12 protein-coding genes are annotated in these 12,720 nt (G+C 39.2%); 2 read left to right on the forward strand and 10 right to left on the reverse strand.

Annotated elements, in window-relative coordinates; all coding sequences use genetic code 11:
* Nucleotides 1-112: 112 nt before the first annotated feature.
* Together VEI_RS08185 and VEI_RS08190 are read right to left on the reverse strand one after the other, a co-directional pair.
* The gene (locus VEI_RS08185) at nucleotides 113-1,030 is read right to left on the reverse strand and encodes a DUF2156 domain-containing protein (RefSeq protein WP_059364153.1); all 918 of its coding nucleotides are present in this window, start codon (nucleotides 1,028-1,030) and stop codon (nucleotides 113-115) included.
* A gap of 65 nt (nucleotides 1,031-1,095) precedes the next feature.
* Complete coding sequence (locus VEI_RS08190; RefSeq protein ID WP_059364155.1) at nucleotides 1,096-2,205, reverse strand: efflux RND transporter periplasmic adaptor subunit; 1,110 nt, start codon at nucleotides 2,203-2,205, stop codon at nucleotides 1,096-1,098.
* A 240-nt stretch (nucleotides 2,206-2,445) separates the two neighbouring features.
* Here VEI_RS08190 and VEI_RS08195 point away from each other — a divergent pair, with 240 nt between their 5' ends.
* Nucleotides 2,446-3,297, forward strand: a complete 852-nt coding sequence (locus tag VEI_RS08195; RefSeq protein WP_059364157.1) for an aldo/keto reductase — start codon at nucleotides 2,446-2,448, stop codon at nucleotides 3,295-3,297.
* A gap of 123 nt (nucleotides 3,298-3,420) precedes the next feature.
* Here the strand turns inward: VEI_RS08195 and VEI_RS08200 are convergent, their stop codons facing one another.
* From VEI_RS08200 to VEI_RS08210, 3 genes are all read right to left on the reverse strand, one after another.
* The gene (locus VEI_RS08200) at nucleotides 3,421-3,744 is read right to left on the reverse strand and encodes a branched-chain amino acid transporter permease (protein WP_059364159.1); all 324 of its coding nucleotides are present in this window, start codon (nucleotides 3,742-3,744) and stop codon (nucleotides 3,421-3,423) included.
* The gene (locus tag VEI_RS08205) at nucleotides 3,737-4,453 is read right to left on the reverse strand and encodes an AzlC family ABC transporter permease (RefSeq protein WP_059364161.1); all 717 of its coding nucleotides are present in this window, start codon (nucleotides 4,451-4,453) and stop codon (nucleotides 3,737-3,739) included. The genes VEI_RS08200 and VEI_RS08205 overlap by 8 nt, the downstream gene beginning before the upstream one ends.
* Nucleotides 4,454-4,610: 157 nt before the next feature.
* On the reverse strand, nucleotides 4,611-5,777 hold the full coding sequence (locus VEI_RS08210; RefSeq protein WP_059364163.1) for an iron-containing alcohol dehydrogenase: 1,167 nt from the start codon (nucleotides 5,775-5,777) through the stop codon (nucleotides 4,611-4,613).
* Nucleotides 5,778-6,072: 295 nt separating this feature from the next.
* On the opposite strand from VEI_RS08210, the gene VEI_RS08215 reads away from it, so the two are divergent.
* On the forward strand, nucleotides 6,073-6,888 hold the full coding sequence (locus tag VEI_RS08215; protein WP_059364165.1) for a MetQ/NlpA family ABC transporter substrate-binding protein: 816 nt from the start codon (nucleotides 6,073-6,075) through the stop codon (nucleotides 6,886-6,888).
* A 99-nt stretch (nucleotides 6,889-6,987) separates the two neighbouring features.
* Here the strand turns inward: VEI_RS08215 and VEI_RS08220 are convergent, their stop codons facing one another.
* From VEI_RS08220 to VEI_RS08240, 5 genes are all read right to left on the reverse strand, one after another.
* On the reverse strand, nucleotides 6,988-7,803 hold the full coding sequence (locus VEI_RS08220; protein ID WP_059364167.1) for a nitroreductase family protein: 816 nt from the start codon (nucleotides 7,801-7,803) through the stop codon (nucleotides 6,988-6,990).
* Nucleotides 7,804-7,973: 170 nt separating this feature from the next.
* Nucleotides 7,974-9,365, reverse strand: a complete 1,392-nt coding sequence (locus tag VEI_RS08225; RefSeq protein ID WP_059364168.1) for a cation:dicarboxylate symporter family transporter — start codon at nucleotides 9,363-9,365, stop codon at nucleotides 7,974-7,976.
* 178 nt (nucleotides 9,366-9,543) lie between these two features.
* A complete protein-coding gene (locus VEI_RS08230) occupies nucleotides 9,544-10,266 on the reverse strand; it encodes a LutC/YkgG family protein (protein WP_059364170.1) in 723 nt (240 codons plus the stop codon).
* A complete protein-coding gene (locus VEI_RS08235; protein WP_059364172.1) occupies nucleotides 10,266-11,711 on the reverse strand; it encodes a LutB/LldF family L-lactate oxidation iron-sulfur protein in 1,446 nt (481 codons plus the stop codon). The genes VEI_RS08230 and VEI_RS08235 overlap by 1 nt, the downstream gene beginning before the upstream one ends.
* A 12-nt stretch (nucleotides 11,712-11,723) precedes the next feature.
* Nucleotides 11,724-12,461, reverse strand: coding sequence for a (Fe-S)-binding protein (locus VEI_RS08240; protein WP_059364175.1), 738 nt, complete (start codon nucleotides 12,459-12,461; stop codon nucleotides 11,724-11,726).
* Nucleotides 12,462-12,720 lie beyond the last annotated feature (259 nt).

Genomic DNA, 12,720 nt, shown 5'->3' on the forward strand with positions numbered 1-12,720 from the left:
TAACTATATCTATTGCACTGACAAAAAAATATATACTCTCTACCCTTTATTATAACGGAAAAGAGTGGCACCATATAGTACCACTCTCACAATCCGTATTAGATTAAACTAATTATTTACCGCCTGTGGCATTATCTGCCTCATTAGCATATACAGCATCATATTTTTCTGCGAAATGATCCGGATTATAGGATTCTTTCGCTTGGCGAAGACCTGGTAAGCCCATATCTTCTTCACGGTTGATGAATTCTACACCACTAAATTCGTGACGGATGAACTCGTTATTAATTGCTTGATATAAACCACGAATATCTGGATTTGCCTTTTCAATATGAATCAAAGCAATTTTATCATTTAGCATTTCACCAATACTAAAAGCTTCTACACGACCGAACAACTTAATAGCTCCACCTTTTAGGCCTAAGGCATCCCAATTATCAAAGAGCAAATTGATGGCTACCAATTCATCCTCGATGCCCTCTTCATGATGAGTTTCAACCCAAGATGCAGCTGTTTCACGGCACAAAGGTATAATATCTTCCGTAATTGGTACATATTCATAGTTAGAATATTGCATACGGAATTGATTCAAATGATTTTTCTTTTGTCGGAACTTCTTACCGGACAAATTAATAAGATCTTCTGATTTATAAATATATTCGTAGTTGTCGCGGTCAGGTGTAAACTCATAACGGCCTGGACATAAATCCTCCATGCGTTCCTTTACAACCTTACTAACACCTTTAAAGCGGAATGGTAATTTGTTTTCTACAAACCATTCTTTAGCACGCAACAAACCGTCGAGGAATTTTGCATCTTTACCTGCAAATGGAGGCAAAAGGAATGGGGCACGCTTGCCACCACCTTGGATGTATAATACGCCATTTTCCTCAGCCCAACGAATACCATACGGTTCTTGCCACATAAATAATGTGGTAAAGCAATTATCCGACGCTTCATAATGATGCTGTTCAAAATATTTATCAATTAAGGGCTTATCTCTTAATTCAAAACGCTTAAATTCTAAAATAATAATCTCCTCCTATCAAATCCTAGGTTGGATATAATGTAACTACACTCAATATATATAGAACTCTATTGAACCTTTACCTTCTCACCTAATTCAAAGGTCCCTTTAGTTGTAATAACTTGTTCACCTTCGTTTAGGCCTGTCATTATAGATACATAACCATCCTGTTCATCGCCCACTTCAACAACACGCACATCCACCGTATTATTAGCGGTCAAGACGTATACATATTTACCATCTTGATTTTCACGTACTGCCGTAGAAGGTACCACGAGCATTTTCGCTTGCGCACTAGATTCTATCGTCAAGCTATAAAATTCACCAGCTTTAATGGTTCCCTTTTCATTATTGAAAGTAGCCTTGACTAGCACACTTGGCACATTCTCGGGTTGATTAGTATCCAGATAGGTTAATTCACCAGGAATATCTGTATCTCCTACATGTAAAAATACATTTATTGTTGATTTCGCCTCTGGTCGAGCTAACTTCATAGCCGCATCACGAGGGATACTCAAAGCAGCTACCATCGGTGTTTCTTGTTGAATCAACATAAACGGACGATCTGCTATCGCCATTTGGCGATCCTCATTATAGATAGCAGTGACCACCCCAGCAATAGGAGCCGTAATATTAGCGGCTGCAATTTGTGTAGATACCTGCGCAATTTGTGCTTCAATGGCCGCTACATTAGCACCACTACCACCACCCGTTGTGGTTGTCACCGTTTGAGGTCGAGATCTTTCAAGAATACGATTGTATTCTTTTTCTGTAATGTTACCAGCTTCGCGCATCTGCCGCGCACTTTCAAGCTGAGCAGTACTGATGGTAGGAGCCGTTGTTGCAGTTGTAACAGACGGCGTATACGCTTGCGCTGTACTAAGTTGACCTTGTAAAGACATCAATTGTTGCTGTAAAGCAGACGTATCAATGGTTGCCACCACTTGACCTTGCGTCACCTTATCGCCTACCTTCACAGTATACGTAGCAGCACCAGAAACGGTCGGCGTTATGGTCGCCTTATTAAGGGCCGTCACATTCGCTTCATTATGAATCTGTAATGGCATATCCTTATAAGCGACATCAGCTACAGATACCGTAGATGTACCGCAACCAGCAAGCACACTCACAACAATTGTCAACATGGCCAAAACAGCACCAAGTCGTAATTTGTTCATACTTTCACCTTATCTCTATTCATTGTATTGATTTATATCAATACCTTAGTATATCACAAAACCGATAAGAATTGTATGAAAGCTAATTCCCTACTTCATCAGATATAATCGTATATCTGTTATAATATTTATAGACAACGGTATATGTCGGCCTAGTATAATAAATATATCATATATTGTGAACCATATATAAATTCAAAATATTAGATATATCAATATAATAACACACGGAGGGATTTCATGGAAGAACGTATGGATTTTAGAATTTTAAATAATGGTAGTTTTGTGCCATCTATTGGCTTTGGTACATATAAAACGGGAACTCTCGATGAAACCGAGCAAGCCGTAACAAACGCTTTAAATGCAGGATATCGCCTATTTGATACAGCAGCTTACTACGATAATGAAGAAGCCGTAGGGAATGGAATCAAAGCATCTGGCATTAATCGTTCAGATATCATCATTACCACCAAGATTTGGCATACTGATGCCGGTTATGATGCTACGATGCGTGCCGTTGAGAATTCCCTAAAAAAACTCGATACCAATTATATTGACATCATGTTAATTCACCAACCAATTGGTGATTACTATGGTTCTTGGCGCGCTATGGAGGAATTATATGATCAAAATATACTGCGCGGACTAGGGGTATCAAACTTCTACGAAGATAGATTAATTGATCTTATCTATCATGCCAACGTAAGACCTGTAGTCAACCAAATCGAATGTCACCCATTCAACCAACGTCAATCCCTGTGGGAAATAATGAGAAAACATCAAATCGTTGGCATGGCTTGGTCCCCTTTCACACGTGACCGCCAACCTATATTCGACCACCCAATTATCAAAAGCTTAGCTGAAAAATACGGTAAAACAAAGCACCAAATCATCTTGCGCTGGCACATCCAACGCGGCATGATTCCATTGCCAAAATCAAATTCTTTGGAGCATATGAAATCCAACTGTGACGTATTCGATTTCAAACTATCTATTACGGATATGGATCTCATGGAGCTATTAGATCAAAGAGCATTTTTGGAAAATCATCATACTGCTGCTGGGCTTGAGCGAATTTTACAACTAAAATAGTTATAGTGTATGAATCCGCGCATTCTTATCTCTACCAACATACACAAATGGAATATCCCCTCCGTCAAGTCCAGCAATCAGGCTGTTCCTTTTCTCAAAACGCTCTTTGATTTTGGGGATATATTAAATATTTTGTACGATAAGCATATATGTGATGGTTCCTGCTGCAATTGAGATTAGCATCTTTCGCTTCCAAAGGTGCAGTAAAGCGGTCACCAAAAAGGCCACTATTTCCGGAATGCCATACGGATAGGAAAGTACCACTGTATCTTTAAATGTATATACCATCAGCATGCCCATAACAGATGCCGGTAAGGCCTTACCAATAAATAGAATAAATGGCGGTGCCTGTTTACCAGGTGGAAATATGAGAAACGAAATAATTCGTGTAAAAATCGTGGTTAAAGCGACTATAGCAACGGTAATTACCATTTGCAACTCAGTCAATTCTCACACCTCCCCACTTATATGCCACGTAACACATAGCCAGCATAGATATCATAGAGATGAGCATAAATGCTTGTTTACCAAACAAGATAAGCATCACTAAAGCAAGAACCATTCCAGAAATACCAAAGATACGTATTTTCTTATTTTTTGCATTTAATAGCATTTCTATAAAAATAACAATAAACAACCCTGGCAATACAAATCCCACACCACGCAAGTCAAAATCTGATAATAGATTACCAAAAAGACCACCAGCAAAGGTACTAACAGTCCAAAACAGTCCATTGAGCCAGGATATATGAAAGTAAAACCATTTTTCATCAACATTATCTGGCAATTTTGTAGTTGCATTGATAGCAAAACTCTCATCACACATCCAGAATACGGTAGGGAACCATTTCCAACCCATGTTTACATATTTCGTCAACATAGATAAACCGTAAAATATGTGTCGACCATTAACAAATAGAGTGAGCATTAACGCTGTAAGAGGATCAAATCCCCCCATCAGTAAACCAATGGTAACAAATTCCATCGAACCTGCAAATATTACTATACCTAATACAGGTGGTACCCACCAGGGAAAACCTTGGCTCGTGGCATAAAGACCAAAACCAAGACCGATAAAGAAAAAACTAATCCCCATAGGAATCATAATTGGAAGGGCATAACTAAACGCATGTCGCCCTTTATGTGGTTGTTCCATTAGTAATGCCCTACCTTTCTAAATATCTATGAACTACGAAAATATCTATTGTAAGATGTTATAATATTGTTTAATATCACAAATACAACCAGTAATATTGACACAAAGAAAAGACACCTACTAGGTGTCTTTTCTAATATACATACTATTATACCGATTATAATGCACGTGTCAAAATTTCGCGAGTCACTTCAAGTGTGATATCGCGTTTTTCTCCTAGTTTTACCATACCGTGATTTTCAAGTTGTTTTACAATTTTATCAATTGCTTCAGTACCTAGACCATAATCTTTCAAGTGAGTAGATACACCAAGGGACTCGAAGAACTCACGAGTTTTAGCAATCGCTTTATCCGCCTTTTCTTCTGGAGTACCTTCTGTAATGTGCCATACGCGCGTAGCATATTGTGCCAATTTTTCAAGCTTGTCTGCTTTTTTCACCTCTAACAATGCAGGCAACACAATAGCTAATGTTATACCATGGTCAAGATGGTATGCAGCTGTCAACTCATGACCGATAAGATGTGTTGCCCAGTCTTGAGGCACGCCTGCACCAATCAAGCCATTTAATGCTAAAGTAGAGGCCCACACGTGGTTAGCACGGATATCGTAATTTTCTGGATTTTCTACCGTTTCTTTACCGATTTCAATCATAGTTTTCAAAATGCCTTCACTGAAACGATCTTGAATACGGCCTTCTACAGGATATGTTAAATATTGTTCTGTCGTATGTACAAAGGTGTCAATAACACCATTCTTAACTTGTTTTTCAGGCAATGTGAAAGTCAATGTTGGATCAAGCATAGAGAACTTAGGGAACACTAAGCTACTAAACACAGGAAACTTACCATCACCATACGTAATGACAGCACCATTGTTCATTTCGGAACCCGTAGCAGGTAATGTCATAACTGTACCAAACGGCAATGGATTTGGTACCATTTCAACGGGAACCTCTGGCACACCAGCTTTCATAACCTCAATCACAGGACCATCATAGGTAGCACCCATAACGATGAGTTTTGTAGCATCCACTACAGAACCACCACCTACAGCAAGGACAAAATCTACACCGTTTTCTTTGATAAAAGCTACAGCTCGTTCACACGTTTCAAGAGATGGATTCGGCTCAATACCGCCAAATTGTTCTACCTTACGGTTACCAAGCGCAGTCGTAACACGGTCGATGAGACCACTTCGAACTGCACTGCCACCGCCATAAGTAATCAAGACCTTAGCTTCTTTTGGTACAAGTGTATCCAATTCTGCTAAACGGTCCTTACCGAATACGATATGAGTAGGGTTATAAAAATCGAAGTTAAACATAAAGCCTCCTCCTTTATAAATTGTACGCAACTTTTCTTTATAGTATACCATATTCCATTGAGCTAAGCATGATATAACTAGTTATAAATACATCGTAGCAAAATGTATAGCTAACTTCATACCATATAACTTCAATCTATGGCAAGCCATGTATTTTTAATTCTATGCATCATCCTAGTCCTGTGATAGGATATAAAACATATTCAATATAATCTATATATTACACCATTATAAAAGCTTGATTCGATACAAACACTTAGATACTAGCTTTCACAATGAACGAAAGGGAGATAATATGAAACTAAAAAGATTAATCACTCCATTATTAGTGGGCGTTTTAGCATTTGCCATTGCCGGTTGTGGTAACAGTACACAAACTAGCGAGACACCGAAAGAGATTAAAATTGGTGCTACCGCAGGTCCTCATGCACAAGTAGCAGAGGCTGTAGCAAAAGAGGCTCAAAAGCAAGGTATTAACCTTAAAGTTGTAGAATTTTCTGACTATGTAACTCCAGATAAGGCGTTAGCAGATGGAGATATCCAATTAAATGCATACCAACATGTACCATTCATGGAAAACTTCAATAAGCAAAACAATTCAAACCTTGTAGCCATCGGCAAAACAATCTTGATGCCTATGGGGTTATATAGCAACTCCATTCACAGTGCGCAAGATGTACCAAATGGTGCTATCGTAGCTGTGCCTAACGACCCAACAAACGGCGGGCGCGGCCTTGCATTACTCGCAAAAGCAGGCCTTATTACATTGAAAGATGGCGTAGGCTTTAAAGCAACTGTAGCAGATATTACATCTAACCCTAAAAACCTTCAAATCCAAGAATTAGAAGCCGCTCAATTACCTCGTAGTCTCGACGACGTAGACGTAGCCGCTATCCCTATGAACTATGTTCAAAGTGCGGGCCTCAACGTAGAGAAACAAGGCTTCTTCTTAGAGCCAAAGGATGAACCTTTAGCTGTTATGATTCTCGCTGTACGCGGTCAAGATAAAGACAACGAAACATACAAAAAAATTGCAGAAATTTACAAATCAGAAGCCATCAAACAATTCATTAAAGATACATTCAAAGGCACCATTACATCTGCCAATTAATATAGAAAATCTCCATTCTTCTTAGGATGGAGATTTTTTGTTATAGGGTAAAATGTAACACAAAAATAACGCCCTACAAAGGTAGAGCGTTATAGTATATTATTCTTCTGTATCAAAGGTAACATCCAATGGTTGTCGTTCCACAATATTGCGATAACGAACCTTTGGATAGCCCATCAAGATGCCACCAGCAATGATTTTATCCTCGGGTACACCTAATAGTTTCAACAATGGTTCATATTCTGCTTCCCCAGCATGTTCAAAGAAGCCTGCCCAGCAGGTACCAAGACCTACTGTTGGCGCATACAATTCTGCATAAGATAGACAGGAATGCCCAGAATCATGCGTGCGATGCACATCTTTTTTAGATCCAATAGCCACTATTAAAGCTGGCGCATCACGTAAAATATATTCTTTGCCCTTATCCACTTCTGCTTGTGCAGCGCGCGCATATAGGCGCATAATAGGCACAGTTTTCGCCGCCAAATGCATCCACTCAAGAACGAGATCAGCAATACGGCGCAACTTTTGTTTATCTCGGATTACGATATATGAAATACCTTGTGTATTAGTTGCTGTTGGAGCCATTCTCGCAACATTTAATACCTTGCGAATAAGCTCAGCAGGAACTGGTTTATTTTGATAGTTACGAATAGAACGACGACTACGTAAAAATAGTTCGGCCTGTTCTGGCGTAATTTTAGTTTCTTTTGTAATATCCACTTGTTCAGCACGCGGTGTAAGGTCGCTATCTAAAGCAAGCGTAGGACATACTGCAACGCAATGACCACAGGATATACACCCTCCCCGACCTGTTACAGGACCATCATCGGTCATAACAAGTAGGCCTGTGGGACAATCGGCAACGCATAGACCACAACGAGTACAGACTTCTGTATTCACGGTAAATAACATAGTAATGAAACCTCCAAACACATACTATAAAGTCTATTATATCATATAAAATCAATTCTTAGGATAGCAAAAAATATAACACATATGTTTATGAGATAATTTTTACTCATAAACATATGTGTTATGTGGTCATATCTACTGCTTTCACAGTCAATATGATGATTTGAATATTATGCCTCACCCTGTGTAGGATTATCATAAGCCGCTTTATCAATAGTGCCCATGATTTTATCTACTACGAGAGCATTTGTTAAGGAACCGGATACGTTCAAGCATGTACGGCCCATATCGATCAATGGATCGATAGCAAGGATTGGGCTGATAGATGTGAAGTACGCACCAAGGCCTGTACCACTAAGAGATACGGATGCAGCCATTGTAGCAGTACCAGGAACACCTGCGATACCAACGGAACCGATTGCGATTACGATAACACTCATAATGTACATAGTCATATCGAAAGGAATATTCGCTACATTAGAAATGTACACTACAACGAGTGCTGGGAATACACCGGCACAACCTTGCATGCCTGCTGTAGTACCAAAGGATGCTACTGTATTAGCAGTTGTTGCATTTACACCAAGACGTTTTGTCAATGTTTCAACAGTCAATGGCAATACGCCCATAGAGGAGCGGGATGTAAAAGCCAACAATAATGGAGCTTTCGCTTTCTTGAAGTATGTAATCGGGTTGTAACCGAAGCTAGCAATCAAGATAGCTTGAACAACGAACATAATCAAGATACCAACGTATAGTAATACTACGAATAAGCCCATATCAAGGATAGCTTGTAGGCCACGAGTTGCCAATGTAGATGCTAACAATGCAACTACGCCGTATGGCATAAGGCCGATAATAAAGTCTGCTACCCAAGAGATCAATTGGTGAAGCTCATCAAACAGTTTAGTGAAAATCTCCATGGAGTTTGTGCCAGTTTGTTTTAATAGACGAGCTACGCTACCTAAGATTATGGCAAATACTACAATACCGATAACATTTGTTTCAGCAGCTGCTTGAATTGGGTTGCTTGGAATCAAAGCACGGAATGTATCAACCATCGGTTTAATTTCACGAATCTTTTTACCGGATTCAACGATATCAAAGCCTTGCCCTAAACCAAAGGCGTTACCTAAGATAAGGCCAACTACAGCAGCAACTGCAACCATGCCGAGGTTTGTAGAAACCATTGCCACTACTAACTTCTTAAGATTAGCACCGGCTTCCATGTGCAAGATAACGTGTACAATAGAGATAAAAACGATAGGAATAACAAGCATGCGGATTAAGTCAATGAAGCCACCACCCACTAGGGAGAACCACTTCGTACTTTCCTTGATATAAACAACTTTAGTTGGATCATCAGGGAATCCTGCAATAACTTGAACTGCTATACCAAGTACGGCACCAACAATGGTACCAATAATAACGAGATTACCAAAAGATGTACCTCTGCGTTGCAACACATAAATACTGATTAACGCTAGCACAAACACAGCGATAATACCAATACTCAAGGGATTGCTTAACATGAGGTAATCTGTAAAGAATGGAATATTCATAATACACCTCTTTTAATTCATATCGTAATAATAGGTTATGAACTTAGTATAGCATATATCGAAAAAAATACAAGTGTTATATTTATTTTCAAAGCAATGCTATTTTATACTTCATATAAAGAAACGCAAAAAGGCGACCTTCCTCAGAAGATCGCCTTTAGAGTATCTATTTATACTATTATCTATTAACTAAGATATATGTAACACGGATAGGACCATGAGCACCATCTACAGTTACCAACTCGATATCAGCCGTACGGGACGGACCGGAAATCAAGCAAACGTTTGTAGGGAATTTGGATGGATCGTTATGGTAACGTTCAGCCAAATGTTCCATAGTTTGTGTCATACGTGGGTTGATTGTATCAGTATATAATACGGCAACATGAGTTTCTGGCAACAAGCTGATTGCACGACCAGATTCTTCAAAAGATGCTTGTACTACAGTAGCTGTTTCAGCAATACCGCAGAATGGGAATGTAATACCGATATCAGCATTAGCTGTGTTAGAAATATTTTCTTCACGACCTTTAGCTGGATCCCATTGGAAGTACGTACGAACACCACCATTAGAAGCTGCGTCTTTTTCGAATAATTCTTTTAATTTATATTCTTCAACCTCAGAAGTGCTTGGGAAGATTACCTTACCATTACCACGTTCTTCGATAACAGCCATAATAGTTTCACCCAATTTATCAGGTGTTGTATCTACGAATTTTGTACCTACTCGTTCACATTGCTCTTTGAACATAGTGACAATTTGTTCACGAGATAATTCTTTGAACATATCTTCTTGAGGACCATGGCTATAATCAAAAGCCGGTACAGATGTAGGCACTTGATCACGGCCTAATGCACGAGATAAACGTGCAACAAATTGATTACGTTTAACTTCATCCATTATTTTTTCTCCTTTTTCTTGTTCTTTTCATGTTCAGCATATAAATCACGGAATTTCTTGAATTTCAATGTACCCAATTCTTTAGACTTAGTCCATCCGTTCATAACTGGAACAGCTTGAGTCCATGCAGGCATGTTGCCTTCTTTATTACTAATCAAGTTCATGCCGATAGCACCAGCTTTTGTACCAAGGTCGAACAATGTAGCATTGCCGAACATCTTAGCAGCTGCTGTGAAGATAGCTTCTTCTGCTTTTGGACGAGTTTTTTCAATATCAGCCATAACATGACGATGTTCCATCAATAATTCATGTAATGGAATAGCTACTGGACAGTTTTCTGTACATGCGCCACACAATGTGGAAGCGTATGGAAGATCACCAGCTACTTCATAACCTTTGAACAACGGAGTCAATACAGCACCCATTGGACCTGGGTATACAGAGCCATAACCGTGACCAGAAACGTGACGGTATACTGGACAGATATTCATACATGCACCACAACGGATACAACGAAGCATTTCTTGGAATGTACCACCCAAGATACCGGAACGACCGTTGTCAATGATGATGATATGAGTTTCTTCAGGACCATCAGCTTCACCAGCGCGAGCAGGACCAGTCATCATGGAGAAGTAGTTGGAAATTTTGGCACCTACTGCAGAGCGGTTCAACATTTCCATCATAACGTCAAGAGCTTTGAAGTCAGGAACGATACGTTCTGCACCTAAGAAAATCAATTGAGTCTTAGGAATAGAGCTAGCCATACGACCGTTACCTTCGTTGGAAACGATTGTGCAAGTACCGGATTCAGCAACCGCAAAGTTACAACCGTTAACGCCTACGTCAGCTTTCAAGAAACGCTCACGTACATAGCCACGTACGAAGTGAGTCATTTCTGTAGGGTTTTCAGTACCTGTATAACCTAATTTTTCAGCGAAGATTTCGCGGATTTTGTTACGTTCAAAGTGAAGGCCTGGTACTACGATGTGAGATGGTGGGCTTACTGCAGTTTGCAAAATAAATTCCGCCAAGTCAGTTTCGTTTACTTCAATACCAGCTTCTTCAAGAACTTCGTTCAAACCAATTTCTTCTGTTAAGATAGTTTTGGATTTAACGATCATTTTAGCTTCCCGTTGACGAAGGATGTCTAACGCGATTTGAGTTGCTTCTTTGTCATCAAATGCAAAGTGAACTTTAGAACCAGCTTTTTCAGCATTTTCAGCGAATTGGTTTACATAGTAATCCAAATGATTAAGCACATGGTCGCGAATTTCAGCAGCTTCAGCACGGAAATCTAACCATTCAGGAACATCCGCAACTACTGTATTACGTTTATCATAAAACACGTCTTGTGCTTTTTTAATAGCTGCAACTTTGAAATCATCAGCCAAACATTCTTTTATACGTGTTTTATAGGGGCGATTGTCATATATAAGTGCCATGTCGTCTCCTCCTTAACGGCAGTTTAAGATTTCAGCAATATGCATTACTTTGATACGGCGATCGATTTCGCCTTCTTTGTGAAGACGGTCAAGCATACCAGCGATGTTCATCAAGCACGCTTGGTCAGAACCAGAAATAACGTTAGCACCTGTGCTAGCGATTTCCAATGCTTTTTCGCGTGTCATAACTTCACTGATTTCAGGGTTTTTAACGGAGAAAGTACCGCCGAAACCGCAACAACGATCTGCGCGTGGTAATTCAATCAATTGAATGTCTTTTACATTACTAAGGAGTTTGAAAGGTGGTTCTTTTACCCCCATCAAGCGAGTTACGTGACAAGAAGTATGGTATGTAACAGTGTCGTTAAAGCGTGCGCCAACGTCCTCTACACCCAATACATCAGTAATGAATTCTGTGAATTCGTAAATTTTGCCGCTCAATTTTTCTGCACGCTTTTGCCATTCAGGTTGACCTTCCAAGAAGTGTTGGTATTCATCGCGAATAGCAAATGCACAGGAGCCAGACATACTAACTACATAGTCAGCATTCTCGAAGCATTCAATTGTGTTCTTAATAGCATCCATTGCAGCTTCGTTATAGCCAGAGTTAGTGAACATTTGTCCACAACATACTTGTTTCTTAGGAACTACGAGTTCGCAGCCTAATCTTTCAAGTACCTCTACACCAGCCATACCTACATGGGGGTAGAACATATCAATCAAACACTGTTGGAAAAGATGAATTTTCATGTTTTTGTCCTCGTCTTTTCTAGTACTTAACTCAAAAAAAAATTTGATATGTATTCGTTTAGGACGACAATATTTTAGCTAATTATCGGCCTTAAAATAAATTTGACGATCTTTAAAGGGTTATATTTAAAGAACATTTCTATATAATTATAAATAAGGGTAATACAAATGTCCAAACAATTGCTATATTCGTATTTAGACTTGTATAAATCATATCGTTATGACTAAAAGTAATAATCAAAATTGATTTACATCACAC

This window comes from Veillonella tobetsuensis, from assembly GCF_001078375.1.
In the GTDB taxonomy this organism is placed as follows: Bacteria; Bacillota; Negativicutes; order Veillonellales; family Veillonellaceae; genus Veillonella; species Veillonella tobetsuensis.